The sequence below is a fragment of the Fictibacillus barbaricus genome (assembly GCF_031457135.1).
GTDB classification, from domain to species: Bacteria; Bacillota; Bacilli; order Bacillales; family Fictibacillaceae; genus Fictibacillus; species Fictibacillus barbaricus_A.
Genome location: NZ_JAVDWA010000003.1, coordinates 677927 through 695355, shown reverse-complemented (window position 1 = coordinate 695355; position 17429 = coordinate 677927). Strand labels below are relative to the sequence as shown.

Sequence of the window (17429 nt, the reverse complement as noted above, 5' to 3'; positions counted from 1 at the left end):
ACGAAAAATATGCGCACCATACGAAAAATATGCGCACCATACGAAAAATATGCGCACCATACGAAAAATATGCGCACCATACGAAAAATATGCGCACCATACGAAAAATATGCGCGCCCTTACACAGAACGCGTACCTCAAAAAAACAAACCCGCGTCTACTCAGACGCAGGTTTGTTCTTTTCGATCGGAAGCATGATGGAGAAGGTGCTTCCTTCGTCTATTTTACTGTCGATCAGGATTTTGCCGTAATGGTTTTCCACAATTTTATAGCAGATCATCAAGCCGAGTCCGGTCCCTTTTTCTTTTGTCGTATAAAAAGGCTCACCTAACGTGGCGATGCGCTCCTCAGGGATTCCGCAGCCGTGGTCTTTAAAAGACGTAATCACGTGATCTCCTTGTTTTTTTAGATGAATATGTACAGAACCCCCTGTTGGCATGGCTTCAATTGCGTTTTTCAACATGTTGATAAACACTTGTTTGATCTGGTTATCCACACACCAGATTTCAGGTGTATTGGATTCGCAATCGAAATGGATCTGAACATTCGTCATAATTGCCTGTGTGTCCAGAATCGAGATGACTTGATTCAGCAGCTGCCGTAAGTCGGTTTTCGTAAAATTCATCGCTTGCGGCTTAGCGAGCAGCATGAATTCGCCAACGATGCTGTTAATACGGTCAAGCTCAGATAGCATGATGTGATAGTATTCTTCATTTTCGTTAGCTTTTGTTTGAAGCAGCTGCAGAAAACCTCGAATCGACGTGAGCGGATTGCGGATCTCATGAGCCACACCAGCCGCGAGCTGACCGAGGACGGAGAGTTTATCGGATTTTCGAAGCATCTCCTCCGTTTTCTTTCTCTCTGTAAGATCACGTGCTACTACAACAAAAGAAGCAGGCTGATCGCCGTCGTTCAGTATGGGGGTTGCATTTGCCTCTAGTGTCACCCAGTGTCCATGGGCATGCTTGCAGCGCACTTCAAACTTTACCGGTTTTTGTGTGTGGACCATTTCATTGATAGCGATTTTAACCTTTGGCCGATCATCTGGGTGGAAAAAGGCTTGTATCCTTTTTCCGTCGTAAAGAGAGGGATCGAAGCCAAGCAGCAGCCGGTTGGAAGGAGAAAAATATTTTACATTCCCTTTAAAATCGACTACACCTATTAAATCAGTCGTATTTTCTGCTATGATTCTGTATTTTTCTTCACTTTCTTTTAATGCTTTTTCTTTTAGTTTTTTATCTGTAATATCGCGTGAAATCGCGGATAGAGCGACAACTTCGCCGCTTTCGTCATAGATCGGACTAAGGGAAAGGCTGACGTTTATCCGTTTTCCGCTTTTTGTTACACGGATCGTTTCGACCCCTTTTACATACCCCCCATGTTTTACAATCGTCATGAGGCGTTCTGATTCCGCTGCTTTGTCTTCTGGCACGACCGGAAGCATATGCGAAGACATGTTCAATAAATCATCTTGTGACCAGCCATAGATCTGCTCAAAAGCAGGGTTCAATTTTACCGAAAAATCTTTTAGATGGATGACAGATATTGCGTCGCTGGAGTGATAGATGACAGCTTCAAGCAGTTCCTTTGTTTCTCTGAGTTCCCTTTCAGCTTCTCTTTTTGCGGTGACGTCTTTTGCTATACCGAAAACCCCTAAAACTTTATTTAGCACAATGATTGGTGTGAGCGTAAAGGTCACCTGACGGATCCCGCCGCCCTTTTGCCGAATATAAACTTCGTGCATTTGAGAAGTCCCTTGCAGAGCCTCTTTGAAATTGTCGATCGCCAGTGACTTTCGATTTGGCATCATAAGCGGATCGAATGTCATATTCAGCAGTTCTTTTTCGTTATAGCCTGTCAGTTCGGTGCAGGCTTGATTAACGGTTGTGAATTTTCCATCCATATCCAATGAAAACAAGGCATCAATATTATGATCCATTAAGGAACGAAACCGCTGTTCACTCTCTGCAAGCTGTGTTTCGATCCGTATTCGATCACTCAAATCCACACAAAAACCGTAAGCCTCAGTAATAATCCCGCCTTTAGCAACCGGCCCGATCGCCGCTAAAAAAGGAATGCCGTTCAGTTCTCCTTCATACGTCAGGCTTTCACCGGCTAAAGCCCGTTCATACACTTTTCTTTTAAAAGCGGCCATTTCAGGAGGGAAGATTTCTTCAATCTTTTTTTGCAAAACATCCTTTTGTTTGAGGCCGAACAAGTCAAAAAGCTCTCCCTCACTTTCGGTCATAATGATGGAGCCGTCTTTTTTGACGAAGCGGAAAGACATGCTTTTTTGACGGGAAATCCCAGTCTTAAACGGGGAAAAATGCTGCCACTGGTTTTCCCCTTTTGCTGGAATGGCCGATGCGTTATGGATCATGCTCGTTCCTCCCTTTAGCAAACACTAGTTATTATACTTTTATATACGCTATTAATTGTGTTATCCCTTCTCTGCCGCCTGAAAGTCTTCCTTTCTTAATAAACAACTGCTTGTATATTTTTGTAGTCTTTTTAAAAAAAGACATGCATAGGCTGAAAGTAGTGAGCGATAAAGGGGTGGAAGCGATTTTGGCGACGATGGGGGAATGGATGACGCTGTGGTTTATGTCCTTTGCACTCGGAATGGATGCCTTTTCGATTGGATTAGGTATGGGAATGCTGTCACTAAGGATAAATCAGATTTTGAAAATAGGAATCACGATCGGTTTGTTTCACATGCTGATGCCGCTTGGCGGAATGACAATCGGCAAGGAAATTTCGGTTCATTTTGGAAGTATCGCTGCTATGATAGGCGGCATTCTACTCGTTATTTTGGGACTGACCATGATCCGTTCGTCTTTTTCTAAAAGCGACGAACCGTTTGTGCACCCCGTAGGAATCGGTTTGCTCGTATTTGCGTTAAGTGCAAGTCTTGACAGTTTTTCAGTCGGCCTTAGTTTAGGGATATACGGAGCGAAAACCTGGGTCACGATCTTTATGTTTGGGTTCATGAGCATGCTGTTGACATGGCTAGGACTGATGATGGGAAGAAAAGTCCAAAAGTGGATCGGTTCGTATAGCGAAGCGCTCGGTGGCTGCATATTGCTTGCTTTCGGTATGAAAATTCTTTTGCCTTTTTAACACTTTTAGAAAGGATAACTTGTCTCCATGCTGAATATCGTTGCAGTGACAAGTTTAAGTCCTAAGTATAAGTGCAAATAAGTCTGACGAAAAATTTTTTGTGTCAGACAAGTTTTCTTTAAAAATAGTGGTTTCAGGCGATTTGTTTTTACTATACTAGAGTTACGATACCCGTTTTTATTCATAAAAATAGGGAAAGTTAGAATATGAGGTGACACCCCATGAATGTGTTATTTGTCTGTACTGGGAATACATGCCGAAGTCCGATGGCAGAAGCTCTTTTGCGTGAAAAAGGCAGAGGGAAGTTTCATGTAAAATCAGCTGGTGTGTACGCGGGGAATGGCGCGGTAATGAGCTCAAACGCTTCTCACGCACTAAAAGAGAGAAAAATTAAAGAAACCCATCAGTCCCAAGGTGTCTCTGATTTTTTAATCAGCTGGGCAGATTTGATTTTAACGATGACAGAGAATCATAAGCATGCGCTTGTTGGGAAATGGCCAGATGCGGTAAATAAGACTTATACATTAAAAGAATACGTTCTTAGCGATGATGAAAAGCAGAAGATTGAAGAGATTTATCAGCTGTATACTGAGATTGAGATGCTTAAGCTTGAATATATGGGAAAAGATTCAGAGAGTGAAGACGTGAAACAAGCGTTTGCTGAAGCCGTCAGACCGCTCGTTGAAAGACGAATGGCACTTGAGAGCACAGTCCCATCACTGGACATCATGGATCCTTTTGGCGGGCCATTGGATATTTATAAAGAAACAAGAGACGAAATTGAAGCGCTTATTGAAAAATTAGTGAAAAAAGACGATATGACTCATGAGTGAATCATAATCGAATGAGGTTGTCCTAAATAGGTGAGCAAGGACATTGAATAGGCAATCTAGACAGCATATAATGGAAAAAAGATGAGAGAGCAGGTGCTATTCAGCATGAAAGTAGCAATAGGTTCAGATCACGCTGGAGTCGGATTACGCAAAGAAATTATAACGATGATTGAAGAACTTGGCATGGAAGTAGAAGATGTTGGCTGTGAATGCAGTACATCTGTCGATTATCCCGATTATGCCATTCCTGTAGCAGAAAAAGTAGCAAACGGTGAAGCGGATCGCGGAATCTTAATTTGCGGAACGGGAATTGGAATGAGTATTGCAGCAAACAAAGTTAAAGGCATCCGCTGCGCACTTGTTCATGATCTGTTCAGTGCAAAGGTAACAAGACAGCATAACGACAGCAACGTGCTCGCCATGGGTGAACGTGTCATCGGTCCAGGTCTCGCTTTGGAAATTGCAAAAGTGTGGCTGACAACTGAATATGAAGGCGGACGCCACGGTCGCCGAGTGGACAAAATCTCTCAATATGAAGGTCAATAACCTTTGACCCAAAAACGAAAGGAAGACCACAAATGAGCGATGAGCTCCAACAAATTCAAGACCAAGTCCTGAGTGTTTTGCATGATCTGCAAAAGCAAGCACAGTTAAAATCTTCACAATTATTAGTGGTAGGTGCAAGTACGAGCGAAGTAATTGGAGAACGAATTGGTACGTCAGGCACAATGGACACAGCAGGCGCACTATACCAAGGTATACTAGCATTCCAGGAAGAAACGGGTGTTGCGTTAGCCGTTCAATGCTGTGAACATTTAAACCGTGCTCTTGTCATGGAGCGTGAGGAAGCAGATAAAAGAGGCTATGATGAGGTTCGGGTTGTTCCCGCTCGTTCGGCAGGCGGTGCTCTGGCTACACACGCCTTTCACCATATGAATGAGCCCGTAATCGTTGAATATATAAAAGCGGACGCAGGCATAGACATCGGTGACACCTTTATCGGTATGCACCTCAAGCATGTTGCCGTGCCTGTGAGAAGCGAAGTGAAGAAAGTCGGCGAAGCCCATGTAACGCTGGCCAAAACCCGCCCGAAGCTGATCGGCGGCGAACGAGCTGTCTATCCGAGCAAAGAAGACATCCGTTGTTTTTAACATTTGAAGTGGATAGCCCTCCTAGTGAGGGCTTTTTGTTTTTGTGAGAGCAGTGTAGATGTCGAAATATGGTGAACGAAGTCTTCTCGCGAGTATTACAAATTTTTCGTGCAATTATGCTGTTTTTTCGCGAGATTATTGATCCAAGACGATCGATCACTCCTAAAAAAGAGGCTTGGCAGCTGCCAAGCTCACTAATTATGTTCAATTTCATAATGAATCCACTCGTGATTGATGTTTTTACCGCCCATTTTGCTGTAAAGTGCCTGAGCTGGCTTATTATCTGCTGCCGTTTGCCATGACATATAAGCAAAACCTTCTTTTTTTGTGTATGCCAGCACATACTGAAACAGCTCCTCACCCAAACCAGCGCCGCGAAAAGATGAATCTACGAAAAGATCGTTCAAAATTGCTATTTTTTTTACACGTGTTGTGCTGAAGGAATAATACAGAGTGGCAAACCCGGCTAATGTGCCATCTTCTGTTTCCGCCACAAACTGCTTTCCATCAGTGTGGTGATCAAGAAGATGCTGAATCAGTTCCTCGACCTTATCACTTTCAGGTTTTTTACTTTTATAAAAATCAACGATGTACGAGAACATCAATTTTCGCAAAGGGACGAGATCTTCAAGAACAGCAGGACGAATCTGAATAGCCGTCATATGGACGCAACTCCAATCATTTGGGATATTTTTCTATCCTTAGCATACAGGATAATCACGATAAGGGGATACCCTAAAATTGAGAAGTGCTGATGATTTTATGGTAGGATTCTTAGTAGCATAAATGAGAAAGAATAGAGAAGAGCAGGAGATATGACTATTCCGCTGTTTGGCTTGGAAGGGAGATTTACATTTTGAAAGATTATGCAATCGGAATCGATATCGGAACAACAAGTGCAAAGGTTGTTCTTTTTGATGAATCTGGGGAGGTCACAGCCTATCATTCAAAAAGTTATCCTTTATTGGCAGAAGAGCCGGGAGCAGCTGAGCAGAACCCTGACGAAATTTATGAGGCAGTTGTTCATTCCTTAAAAGAAACGGTAAAAAAGAGCGGAGATAAAGCAGACCGGATCGGGTTTCTATCTTTTAGTACGGCGATGCATACATTGATCGCGGTGGATGATAATGGTGCCCCATTAACAAACAGCTTCACATGGGCGGATACGCGAAGTGAGCCTTTTGTGATGGAAGCGAAAGAGAATGGCCTGGCAGATGATATTTATACTTGCACGGGTGTGCCAGTGCATCCGATGACCCCGCTATTTAAATTAATGTGGCTGAAACATGAATCTCCTGACATTTTTCAAAAAGCGGCAAAATTTGTTGGGATTAAAGATTACATACTTTTCCGCTGGTTTGGCGATTGGAAGACGGATTATGCATCTGCAGCAGCAACTGGACTTTGGAATTTAACGAGCCTGCAGTGGGATGAAAAGTTAATGAATATGGCAAACGTAACGATAGAAAAATTGCCTGAGATCAAGCCGGCTACGTATTATTGGGAATCCTTATCTGAGGAGATCGGAAAGGGGTGCGGACTGGGTCCAGAGGTAAAAGTGGTGATCGGATCTACTGATGGCCCGCTGTCAAACCTAGGAGTAGGAGCCATTTCGCCTGGGGATGTTGCGGTTACAATCGGAACAAGCGGTGCGATTCGAACGACAACACCTGAACCCATTTTAGATCCTGAAGGAAGAACGTTCTGCTACCCGCTTACGGAAAACCATTGGGTATCAGGCGGTCCGGTCAACAATGGAGGGCTTGCGTTTCAGTGGGTACATGATTTGCTGGAAGAAAAGAAAAACGAGAAAGACTCGTATGAAATGTTATCAAAGTTAGCAGAAAAATCTCCAGCCGGTGCAGAAGGACTGCTGTTTTTGCCGCACTTAACAGGTGAGCGTGCCCCATTATGGGATGCGCAGGCGAAAGGATCCTTTATTGGCCTGACATTGCGCCACGAAAAAGATGATCTCTTGCGGGCGGTGCTGGAAGGGACGATTCTGAACCTTTTTGATGTATACAATCTAGTGAAAACACAAACAGCTGCAGAAGCTGAAATCAAAATTTTTGCCACGGGCGGGTTCACACAGTCAGCGATATGGAAGCAGATTCTGGCTGATGTTTTTCAAAAAGAAGTTTCGATTCCGGAAAATACGGAAAGTTCTTGCCTTGGGGCTGTCTTATTGGGAAGATATGCTGTTGGATTAACGAGCCAGCTGCACGAGGTGAAGGAAGAGACAAAGCAATATGAAACCATTCAGCCGAATAAGGAGAATAGGGAAGTCTACCAAGAATTATTCCGGCTGTACCAGGCGTTATCACAGGCACTAAAGCCCAATTATAAGGGATTGAATGAATTTCAAAATAAGCACAAAAAAGAGAGCGGACAATAATCCGCTCTTTTCTATTCTACATAAGTAGCATTTAAGGTAGTTAAGCCAGTTTTAGGATCTTTTCCATCTTTTACATTGCCGTAGATGGTAATTTCAGCACCTTGGGCAATGGATGAGTCCATCGTAAAATTCATAACCTTGTATTTCGTTTCGCCAACTTTGAACTCAAAGCTGCCGCCCATTTTTTGGGCTTCTGAATTCACTTTACCTGTTGCTTTAATAATTTTTTTGTCATAGGCATTCGAATCGGCTTCTAATGCTTTTGGATCTAGCTCTACCGCAGTATCTTTCATGTGCTTGATGACTTTTGCCTGCTGTTTTGCCATATCTTCAGCGACTGTGTTTTTTTCTTTTTGCTCAGACTTCGGTTTTTCTTCTGTTTTTGCTTTATCCTCACTGCAACCTGTTAAGGCTAGTACTAAAATTAGGAGGCTCGCTCCAAACCACTTTTTCATCATGATGTATGACACCCCTTTACAATCTTCTTCTCTCTGTTTAGTCCATCATATCACGGAAAACGTATACAAATAAATGAATTTTCAAACGTTTATGAAAGATGTCGCAAAACCCTTACAAGTTGAAGCAGAAATGTGTAATATAGAGAAGGTATGTTACTATCAAAATAACTTTTGACATAAGGTGAGGGGGAAGCGAAAAATGAAACATTTACAATCAGCTGATCAAGAAGTTTATCAATCCATCATGGACGAACTGCATCGCCAGCGTACGAAAATAGAATTAATTGCTTCTGAAAACTTTGTAAGCCAAGCCGTAATGGAAGCTCAAGGCTCCGTATTAACGAATAAATACGCAGAAGGGTATCCGGGACGCCGCTACTATGGCGGCTGTGAACATGTCGATGTGACAGAGAACCTTGCAAGAGACCGTGCGAAAGAAATTTTCGGTGCGGATCATGTGAACGTTCAGCCGCACTCAGGTGCACAAGCAAACATGGCCGTTTACTTCACAGTTTTAGAACCGGGTGATACTGTTCTTGGGATGAATCTTTCTCACGGCGGCCACTTAACTCACGGTAGTGCAGTAAACTTTTCCGGTGTTCAATACAACTTTGTTGAATACGGTGTTGATAAAGAAAAGAACGTAATTGATTATGAAGATGTTCGCCAAAAAGCGCTTGAGCATCGTCCTAAAATGATCGTTGCAGGTGCAAGTGCATATCCGCGTGCGATCGATTTCGCGAAATTCCGTGAAATTGCAGATGAAGTTGAAGCTTACCTGATGGTAGATATGGCTCATATCGCAGGACTTGTTGCAGCTGGCCTTCACCAAAACCCAGTGCCATATGCAGACTTTGTTACAACAACAACGCATAAAACACTTCGCGGACCTCGCGGCGGTATGATTTTATGTAAAGAAGAGTACGCGAAGAAAATCGACAAGTCGATTTTCCCAGGAATCCAAGGCGGACCATTAATGCACGTGATCGCTGCAAAAGCGGTATCGTTCGGTGAAGTGTTAACAGATGAGTTTAAACAATATGCAGAACAAATCGTGAAAAACGCAAAACGTCTTGCAGATTCTTTGAAAAAAGAAGGACTGACACTTGTTTCTGACGGAACGGACAACCATCTGATCCTGATCAACGTGAGCGAGCTTGCGTTAACAGGGAAAGTGGCTGAAAAAGCCTTGGATGATATCGGAATCACAGTAAACAAAAACACGATTCCATTCGATAAAGAAAGCCCTTTTGTAACAAGCGGAATCCGTATCGGAACAGCGGCTGTTACATCACGCGGATTTGTAGAAGAAGATATGGATGAAATCGCATCAATCATGGCTTCAGTACTGAAAAACGTGGAAGATGAAACCGTACTAAAAGAAGCAGAAGCACGAGTAGAACAACTAGCAGGTAAATATAAGCTTTACGAATAAAATAGAAGTAAGAAAACCAGTTTCTAAGCAGAAACTGGTTTTCTTTGTATATCCGTTTGGTTATTGCTCTTTCTTTTAGCAGGAATCGGAATGATATATTGATGATTAGGCAGCTGCTGGATGAGTTTTACAAATGCGAGTGTGCCGAATAAGACGACGAAGAACATAATCGGCATCATCTCGGTCTGCCAAACGTCAGCAGGAAGAACTTTTTTCAGCATGATTAAGGTAAAAGGATGAATTAAATAAATTCCCATAGAAAACTGCCCGATTGTTTGGAGAGAGCTTTTTACCCAGTCAACCTTTGCTAAATAATAATATAAGCCAATCGTTGCAAAGCTTAATAAAGGAATGTTGATCAAATTCGTTTCTCTTTGTGATGAAATTGATCCAATCATTTTATATTCAACTACTGCTCCTACATAAATAGCTACAACGGATAGAGCTAATACATGCGAATATTTTTTAGACCAAGCAGAGATCGGCTTCCAATAATAAGCCATGAACCCGCCAAATACAAAGTAAAAAATCCAATGTAATAGAAATACCTTATCGATAATGACTTTTTCAAGAATACCTGTAAAAAAAGGAATCTCCGTTACGTTTGAAAAGTAAAGACTGACCGCTGCAGATACGATTAAACCAATCCACCAGCCAAAACCGTTTCGTATGAACTGCAGGAGCGGAAATAGTAAATAAAATTGAACAACAATCGCCATAAAATAGAGATGGTAAAAAGATTCACCCATTGTGAAGTTGTACAATAGAACCTTAGAATCCTCTGGAAGCTTTCCACCTAAAAGAAATACAGTTACGAATTGATAAAAAATACTCCAGACCACAAATGGCATGATAATTTTCGTTGTCCGGGAAACCACAAATTTCTTAAATTTAAACCCTCTTTTATTCACTTGATTAAAAAGCAAAAAGCCACTAATGACTGCAAATGTCGGTGTTCCGAAACGGCCGATCTGATTAAAAAAGTACGTAAACGAATTGAATACTTCTCCAGCTTGAGTGAAATAGGTGGCTGAAATGTGCACAAAAAGTACACCGATACACGCAAATGCTCTTAAAAAGTGAATTTCATTGAAATATTCTTTGTTGTTTTTTAGTGTATTCACCTTTACACCCTTTCTAGAAAAATTTATTTAAACCGTTTAATTATTTCACTTCTATACCGTTCGTGGAAGATTTGTATAAAACTAGGGTTCAATCACTGTAAATAAAAGGGATTCACCCTCTTTTAAATCAGAGTAATGACGGATTTATTAAGAAGATAATAAAAAGGAAAATTCTGAATAAATATTGAAAGATTATGGTAAGGAGAGTGGTGAACGTGGAAGAAGTTATTTCGGTTAACAATTTAAGTAAAAGGTACGGGTCGACAAAGGCTGTAAACAATCTTTCATTTTCCGTTAAAAAGGGTGAAATATTCGGCATTATCGGGCCGAATGGTGCAGGAAAAACAACCACGATTGAAATACTAGAAGGTCTCCGTAAAAAAGACGAAGGAGAAGTTTTAGTTCTAGGAATGAATCCAGAAAAGGAACGAAAAAAATTAAACAACAGAATCGGTGTTCAATTTCAGGCAACATCGATTCAGAAAAAGATGAAGGTAAAAGAAGCGATACAGCTTTTTGGCTCGATTTATGATCAAAATAATACGAACAATCAGATCATCAAACTATTAGGTCTCGAAGAAAAAATGAACAAGTATTTTGATGACTTATCAGGTGGATGGAAACAGCGAGTAACATTAGCCCTTGCGACTTTACATAAGCCGGATATCCTTTTTTTAGATGAACCGAGTATGGGACTCGATCCTCATGCAAGAAGGGAGATGTGGAGTATTATTCGCTCACTGCGTGATGAAGGAACGACCATTGTCGTAACGACTCATTACATGGAAGAAGCAGAGAAACTCTGCGACCGAGTAGCGATGATCTACAACGGAGAGCTTCGTGCCCTGGATGAACCGAATCGTTTAGTAGAAGACATTTCCTCCCAATATGTAAGCTTTCGCAGTCCTGATTTTCCGGTTGAAATTTTAAAAGCGATGCCGGATATCATGAAAGTCGAACATGATGAACTATCAGATACGATCAAAGTTTACGCAGAAAATCTTCAAAGCTGTTCATATCTTCTTTTTAAAGAAGCAGAAGAAGGACATTATCATATCTCGGACTTTAAATTTGAACGGGGTACGCTGGATGATCTGTTCGTTCATTATTTGGAAGGAGGTCAAACGGCATGACGGCTTTATGGCGTTTAACAATTCTCGAAACGAAAATGTTCTTTCGTGAAAAAGTACAGGTATTTTGGACTTTTTTATTTCCTGTTCTCATGATTTGGCTGTTTGGTTCGATGTTTGGCAACCAAGATTATGGAAATATGACTTTTGCAAGCTATTTTGTTCCTTCTTGGATCGGTGTGAATATTGTTACGACAGCCTTTTTTACATTAGGAACGGTACTGACCGGTTATCGTGAGACAGGTGTTCTGAGAAGGTATCAATCTACACCGATAGCACCTTGGAAAATATTATTTGCCCATACGGTACAAGGCACGGTAATTTTCTCTCTATCTGCGGTTGTATTGATCGTTTTTGGAAGTTTGATGTTAGATTTGCATGCACCCCGTTATTTAGGCAGTACGTTGATTGCTCTTGTTTTAGCTGTAGCAGCTTTTTTTCCGTTTGCCTTGTTTATTACTTCTCTAGCGAAAAATACCCAAACGGCAGCTGCGATTAGTTCGTTATTTTTAAATTTAATGCTGTTTTTGTCAGGTGCTACGTTTCCGCTGGATGCTATGCCGAATGTGCTGCAATATGTCGCAAAGATATTGCCTCTTTATTACGTGATTGATCTGATGAGGGCGTCATGGAACACTGGTCCCATCTGGGAGCATCAGACTTCAGCTTTAGTTCTACTCGGGATATCTGTCGTATCCATTTTCCTCGCATCAAAATTTTTCAGGTGGAGCGGGAAAAACGAATAAGCCAATCCTAATTCGCTAAAAGCAAAAAAGCTAGGGGCTGTCACTAGTCAGTTGATCTGACACTTGGGACAGTCCCATTTTTGTGTTCTGATTTTATAAAACAGTACAAAATATAAGGTAAAACTTAATATAAAAATGAAAAAAGGTGAAATTCGCGATGGGAATCTGTTCTATTACTACTTCTAATGGTAAACAAGCGCGATTTATGAGGGGAAACAAGATTTCTGCTTTTCAGTATCTTAATGATTTGTTCCTATGAGTGAGAGTCAAAGATCTATGAGCAAAAACCAGATTCTATGAGTAAAAACCCAATTTCTATGAGCAAAAACCAGATTCTACGAGCAAAAACCTATTTTCTATGAGCAATCTTGTAACAGGATAAAAAATACGTACCGTAAAACAGGAAACCGATACAAATCACTTTTGGTAGTTTCATCCGTTAAAAACGGGAATAGTAAATATGAAAAATTTGGAGTCAAAACCTTTATTGATATTATCTTGATTTCGCTTGAAGTGAATGAGGATTTTCTGTACAATTCTAGAGATGCTTTTAGAAATGAACGAAAAGAATAAAGTTACATAAAGGAGAGGTGCTTTAACATGAGTAATGTATACGTCCTGGACCACCCGTTAATTCAGCATAAGTTAACATACATTCGAGACGAACGCACGGGTACAAAAGAATTTCGCGAGCTTGTAGACGAAGTAGCGGGGCTGATGGCATTTGAGATTACACGTGACCTTCCACTACAGGAAGTAACCGTAAAGACGCCAGTAGCTGAAGCAACAATGAAAACAATCGCCGGAAAAAAACTAGGGCTAGTACCGATCCTTAGAGCGGGTCTTGGCATGGTTGATGGTATCCTTAAATTGATCCCGGCTGCAAAAGTTGGACATGTTGGTTTATACCGCGACCCTGAGACATTAACACCGATTGAATATTACGTAAAGCTTCCAACAGATGTGGAAGAGCGCGACTTCATCGTCATCGATCCAATGCTGGCAACAGGCGGATCTGCCTCAGCAGCGATCACATCTATTAAAAACCGCGGCGCTAAAAACATTAAGCTCATGTGCTTAGTTGCAGCTCCAGAAGGTGTAAAAGTCATTCAAGAAGAGCACCCGGATGTTGATATCTTCTTAGCAGCATTAGACGAAAAATTAAACGACCACGGATACATCGTTCCTGGCTTAGGTGACGCAGGTGACCGATTGTTCGGAACGAAATAAAACAATGTTAAAATCCCTCAGATGAATTCTGGGGGATTTTTTTATGAGGCAGTGAAGGGTTGTCGAAAATTGAAGGCTCGCGGGTTTATTCGTTAAAAGTGTGGAATTCCGGAGAAAAAGTGTGGGATCATCCCAAATAAGTCTGGGATGATAAGTAAAAAGTCTGGGATTATATATCAAAAGTGTGGAATTCCCGATCAAGTGACAGTTTACATCCCAAAATCGAGTTCGCTACTCAATAAAAATGCAAAAAGCCCTAGTTCCATACCATGAACTAGCGCTCTTTTTCTTATTTAGCTTCTTTCCTCGAACTTATAATCCATTAGCTTGTCTTTTGTATGCATAACTCCGACTTTAACGAGATGCTTCCTATTCTCTTGATAAACGGTGAAATCGAACCAGTCGGTGATTGTTCCATCAGGAGCGATACGGCGCACGTCGTACTGATAATCACTGATACGGCTGTTCGGATATTCCTTTTTCGTTTCCTCCAGCGCAAGCTTGCCCCACTTGGCATAATCTTTTCTGCTCAAATTCGTGTCGACGTTCAATGGTGTATTTCTGTTTTGGGCATCGTACGTACCCATATTTTCTCTTTTAGGCATTGAAGTTTTCTTTTCTTCTTTTTTCATACAGCCAACTGATAAAAAAAGAGCAAAAATAATCATAAAAATGGTTGCCTTCTGCTTCATTATAATTAAGCTCCTTCCATATATTTAATGTAAGTATTTATCAAATAGGTTTATTTATTCAGATAGAAGCAAAAGATGTAAGAAGATAGTAAACAAAGTGAATAATAAACAAATAAAACAAGCCACAAAATTTCCACAATTTATTTAATAAACCGTCCCGTAAGTCGTTGACATAGAAATGTCACTATTGTATTCTTACAAAGGGAATATGGTAAGGTTTACATTCTTGTCATTTCAAGGGTTTTGCATAAATTTTCTTGATGAAAATATTACCTATTTCCGAAATGGAAGGAGTCCGCCTTATGAGCAACGGGAAACGCCCTTATAAAGCAATGGCTTTAATGACTGGCATTCTTTCTCAGCTTGTTGGTTGTATTTTAATTGGACTTTTTGGAGGAAAATGGCTGGATGAAGCCGTTGGTACGACTCCACTTTTCCTTATCATCGGGTTGTTTCTAGGTCTTGGAACAGGTGTTTTCGGAATGATCCGCTTAATATCGAAGTTTTCAGGGGACGGGCAATGATGAATGAGTACAAATCAGTTTTCTTTAGATACATAAAGTACACGCTATATGTACTCTCAATTTTTTTCCTCGGTTATGCGGTAACGCCCTATAAGTCGATATTTTTAGGACTAGCTCTCGGGACTGTGTTCAGCCTCTATAATTTATGGAGTATGTATGCAAAAATCGAACGACTTGGACAAGCCGTTATCCAAAAAAGAAAAGTGAAGACGCTCGGTTCACTTTCCAGACTCATGCTCGCTGGGTTAGCGGTGCTCATCGCGATGAAATACCCAGAACATTTTCATTTATTAAGTGTGGTAGTTGGATTGGTCTCAATCTACATTATCATGTTAATAGATTCACTAACTATTGCTATACGTACTCCAAAGGAAAAGAGGTGAACATAGATGGAACATGGTGCAGTTACAAAAGAATTTCTCGGTTTGACATTTAACATGTCTAACGTACTGATGATCACAGTTTCATCCGTTATTGTTTTCCTTATTGCGGTACTGGCTACTCGAACTTTGTCAATGCGACCAGGTGGAATGCAAAACTTCCTTGAATGGGTAGTCGATTTCGTAAAAGGAATCATCAATAGCACAATGGACTGGCAAACTGGCGGACGTTTTCTTGCTTTAGGACTTACACTTATTATGTATATTTTTGTCGCCAACATGCTGGGATTACCTTTTGCAGTAGCTGTGGATGGAAACTTATGGTGGAAATCACCTACTGCAGACCCGACTATTACATTAACTCTAGCAGTTATGGTAGTGGTGCTTTCACACTATTACGGTGTAAAGATGAAGGGATTCAAAGAATATGGAGCAGAGTACTTCAAACCAATGAAGTTCTTGTTCCCGCTAAAGATCATTGAAGAATTTGCGAACACATTAACGCTTGGTCTTCGTCTTTACGGAAACATATTCGCAGGTGAGATGCTTTTATCACTTTTAGTAGGATTAACGAAAATCGGTATTTTTGCAGGCGTTCTTGGGATTTTCCCATTGATCGTTTGGCAAGGTTTCTCCGTTTTCGTAGGAGCAATCCAGGCATTTATCTTTACGATGCTGACAATGGTTTACCTGGCACACAAAGTGAGCCACGATCACTAATCTTGGGAAATATCAAGCTTCTATATAGAAGCGAATTTTCATAAAAATTTTTTGGGGAATCAGAAGGGAGAAATTTTATCATGAATCTTATTGCAGCTGCAATCGCGGTAGGTCTAGCGGCACTTGGTGCTGGTATCGGTAACGGTTTAATCGTAGGTCGTACAGTTGAGGGGATCGCTCGTCAACCAGAATTACGTGGTACTCTTCAAACAACAATGTTCATCGGGGTTGCGTTAGTTGAAGCACTTCCAATCATCGGTGTAGTTATTGCGTTTATCGCACTTGGATCTAAATAATCATAACAAGCATTGTTTATTATGATTTCTATAATGGCGAAGCAAGTTTCCGTGTATGGGACTACCCTTCGCCATTCCTTATGTATGACGACTGAAAGGAGGAAATGCTGTGCAATTCTTAATTCTAGGTGCTGCTGCAGGTGAACACCCAGCCTTGAACACAGGTGATATCGTTTACCAGTTGGCTGCATTTTTAATCCTATTAGTATTGTTGCGCAAATTCGCTTGGGGCCCGTTGATGGGGATCATGAAGGAGCGCCAATCACATATCAGCAGTGAGATTGATGCGGCTGAAAACTCTCGTAAAGAAGCAAAACGCTATCTTGAAGAGCAAGTTGAAGAGTTGAAAAAGGCACGCGAAGAAGCAAAGGCTATTATCGATAATGCGAAAAAACAAGGCGAAGTTCAAGGTGAAGCTATCATTAAAGCATCCCGTGAAGAATCTGAGCGTGTGAAGGAAAGTGCATTAGCTGAGATTGCCTCTGAAAAAGAAAAAGCGGTTGCTACACTTCGTCAAGAAGTTGCTGCTTTATCCGTTAAGATCGCTTCTAAAGTGATTGCAAAAGAACTTGATGAAAGCAGTCAAGAGAAGCTCATTAACGAATACCTTCAAGAGGTAGGCGAGTCTCGATGAGCAAAGATAAAGTAATCGTAGCAAAACGTTATGCATTAGCACTTTATGAAGTGGCTGGAGTTGCGAAACTTGAAGAAACTGTGGCAGAACTTCGTGTTGTGAAACATGTTTTAGAGAGCAACAAAGACCTTCAGAAAGTCTTATCTCACCCTAAAGTTACGAAGGGTCAAAAGAAAGAATTGATCAAAGAGAGCATTGGGGCTGAACTTTCAACACCAGTAATGAACACGATCTTCCTAATGGTAGATCGCAACCGTTACCTGTTTATCACAGAAATGGCGGCACAGTTCATTGAATTAGCAAATGAGGCACAAGGCATCGCCGACGCACAAGTTTACTCTGTTCGTCCTTTAACAGACGATGAACTGCAAAAAATGGAGCAAACCTTTGCTGCGAAAGTCGGTAAAAGAGCATTGCGCATTAATAATATTGTTGACCCTTCACTAGTTGGAGGCGTTAAGATCCGTATTGGTAACCGTATTTTTGACGGCAGTATCAGCGGAAAGTTGAATCGAATGGAACGTCAATTAGCTTCGCACGGAAGCTAGAAGGATAGGGGTG

The 17429-nt window shown here is 41.2% G+C and carries 20 protein-coding genes; 15 read left to right on the top strand and 5 right to left on the bottom strand.

Annotated features, from left to right (window positions below):
- Nucleotides 1-157: 157 nt before the first annotated feature.
- Nucleotides 158-2380: a PAS domain S-box protein gene (locus J2X07_RS12415; protein WP_310259020.1), complete on the bottom strand. Its 2223-nt coding sequence runs from the start codon at nt 2378-2380 to the stop codon at nt 158-160.
- A gap of 185 nt (nt 2381-2565) precedes the next feature.
- On the opposite strand from J2X07_RS12415, the gene J2X07_RS12410 reads away from it, so the two are divergent.
- From J2X07_RS12410 to J2X07_RS12395, 4 genes are all read left to right on the top strand, one after another.
- Entirely contained in the window at nt 2566-3120 is a 555-nt protein-coding gene (locus tag J2X07_RS12410) for a manganese efflux pump MntP family protein (protein ID WP_396194134.1), read from the top strand.
- Nucleotides 3121-3341: 221 nt separating this feature from the next.
- Nucleotides 3342-3953 carry a low molecular weight protein arginine phosphatase gene (locus J2X07_RS12405; protein ID WP_310259019.1) on the top strand — a complete coding sequence of 204 codons (612 nt, stop codon included), beginning with the start codon at nt 3342-3344 and terminating at the stop codon, nt 3951-3953.
- Nucleotides 3954-4058: 105 nt separating this feature from the next.
- Nucleotides 4059-4499 (top strand): ribose 5-phosphate isomerase B, encoded by a 441-nt coding sequence (gene rpiB, locus J2X07_RS12400; RefSeq protein ID WP_310259018.1) that lies wholly within the window; start codon nt 4059-4061, stop codon nt 4497-4499.
- Between the two features lie 32 nt (nt 4500-4531).
- The gene (locus J2X07_RS12395) at nt 4532-5104 is read left to right on the top strand and encodes a TIGR01440 family protein (protein ID WP_310259017.1); all 573 of its coding nucleotides are present in this window, start codon (nt 4532-4534) and stop codon (nt 5102-5104) included.
- A gap of 194 nt (nt 5105-5298) precedes the next feature.
- Here J2X07_RS12395 and J2X07_RS12390 read toward each other — a convergent pair whose 3' ends face one another.
- A complete protein-coding gene (locus J2X07_RS12390; RefSeq protein WP_310259016.1) occupies nt 5299-5766 on the bottom strand; it encodes a GNAT family N-acetyltransferase in 468 nt (155 codons plus the stop codon).
- 194 nt (nt 5767-5960) lie between these two features.
- On the opposite strand from J2X07_RS12390, the gene J2X07_RS12385 reads away from it, so the two are divergent.
- Nucleotides 5961-7499 (top strand): gluconokinase, encoded by a 1539-nt coding sequence (locus J2X07_RS12385; RefSeq protein ID WP_310259015.1) that lies wholly within the window; start codon nt 5961-5963, stop codon nt 7497-7499.
- A gap of 11 nt (nt 7500-7510) precedes the next feature.
- On the opposite strand, the gene J2X07_RS12380 is transcribed toward J2X07_RS12385, so the two are convergent.
- Entirely contained in the window at nt 7511-7957 is a 447-nt protein-coding gene (locus J2X07_RS12380) for a hypothetical protein (RefSeq protein ID WP_310259014.1), read from the bottom strand.
- 199 nt (nt 7958-8156) lie between these two features.
- On the opposite strand from J2X07_RS12380, the gene glyA reads away from it, so the two are divergent.
- Nucleotides 8157-9392 (top strand): serine hydroxymethyltransferase, encoded by a 1236-nt coding sequence (gene glyA, locus J2X07_RS12375; protein ID WP_310259013.1) that lies wholly within the window; start codon nt 8157-8159, stop codon nt 9390-9392.
- Between the two features lie 23 nt (nt 9393-9415).
- On the opposite strand, the gene J2X07_RS12370 is transcribed toward glyA, so the two are convergent.
- Nucleotides 9416-10516: an acyltransferase gene (locus tag J2X07_RS12370; protein WP_310259012.1), complete on the bottom strand. Its 1101-nt coding sequence runs from the start codon at nt 10514-10516 to the stop codon at nt 9416-9418.
- A 215-nt stretch (nt 10517-10731) separates the two neighbouring features.
- Between J2X07_RS12370 and J2X07_RS12365 the strand changes: the two genes are divergently transcribed.
- The 3 genes from J2X07_RS12365 (at nt 10732) to upp (ending at nt 13622) form a co-directional block, all read left to right on the top strand.
- Nucleotides 10732-11649: an ABC transporter ATP-binding protein gene (locus J2X07_RS12365; RefSeq protein ID WP_310259011.1), complete on the top strand. Its 918-nt coding sequence runs from the start codon at nt 10732-10734 to the stop codon at nt 11647-11649.
- Nucleotides 11646-12392: an ABC transporter permease gene (locus J2X07_RS12360; protein ID WP_310259010.1), complete on the top strand. Its 747-nt coding sequence runs from the start codon at nt 11646-11648 to the stop codon at nt 12390-12392. Before J2X07_RS12365 ends, J2X07_RS12360 begins: the two co-directional genes overlap by 4 nt.
- Before the next feature lie 600 nt (nt 12393-12992).
- Nucleotides 12993-13622 (top strand): uracil phosphoribosyltransferase, encoded by a 630-nt coding sequence (gene upp, locus J2X07_RS12355; protein WP_310259009.1) that lies wholly within the window; start codon nt 12993-12995, stop codon nt 13620-13622.
- A gap of 293 nt (nt 13623-13915) precedes the next feature.
- On the opposite strand, the gene J2X07_RS12350 is transcribed toward upp, so the two are convergent.
- Nucleotides 13916-14314, bottom strand: coding sequence for a DUF3889 domain-containing protein (locus J2X07_RS12350; protein WP_310259008.1), 399 nt, complete (start codon nt 14312-14314; stop codon nt 13916-13918).
- Between the two features lie 302 nt (nt 14315-14616).
- Here J2X07_RS12350 and J2X07_RS12345 point away from each other — a divergent pair, with 302 nt between their 5' ends.
- The 6 genes from J2X07_RS12345 (at nt 14617) to J2X07_RS12320 (ending at nt 17416) form a co-directional block, all read left to right on the top strand.
- Nucleotides 14617-14838, top strand: coding sequence for an AtpZ/AtpI family protein (locus J2X07_RS12345; protein ID WP_396194111.1), 222 nt, complete (start codon nt 14617-14619; stop codon nt 14836-14838).
- Complete coding sequence (locus tag J2X07_RS12340) at nt 14835-15221, top strand: ATP synthase subunit I (RefSeq protein ID WP_310259007.1); 387 nt, start codon at nt 14835-14837, stop codon at nt 15219-15221. Before J2X07_RS12345 ends, J2X07_RS12340 begins: the two co-directional genes overlap by 4 nt.
- A gap of 6 nt (nt 15222-15227) precedes the next feature.
- Nucleotides 15228-15938, top strand: a complete 711-nt coding sequence (atpB, locus tag J2X07_RS12335) for a F0F1 ATP synthase subunit A (RefSeq protein WP_310259006.1) — start codon at nt 15228-15230, stop codon at nt 15936-15938.
- Between the two features lie 80 nt (nt 15939-16018).
- On the top strand, nt 16019-16234 hold the full coding sequence (gene atpE / locus J2X07_RS12330; RefSeq protein ID WP_310259005.1) for a F0F1 ATP synthase subunit C: 216 nt from the start codon (nt 16019-16021) through the stop codon (nt 16232-16234).
- A gap of 109 nt (nt 16235-16343) precedes the next feature.
- A complete protein-coding gene (atpF, locus tag J2X07_RS12325; protein WP_310259004.1) occupies nt 16344-16868 on the top strand; it encodes a F0F1 ATP synthase subunit B in 525 nt (174 codons plus the stop codon).
- Nucleotides 16865-17416 (top strand): F0F1 ATP synthase subunit delta, encoded by a 552-nt coding sequence (locus tag J2X07_RS12320; RefSeq protein WP_310259003.1) that lies wholly within the window; start codon nt 16865-16867, stop codon nt 17414-17416. The genes atpF and J2X07_RS12320 overlap by 4 nt, the downstream gene beginning before the upstream one ends.
- Nucleotides 17417-17429 lie beyond the last annotated feature (13 nt).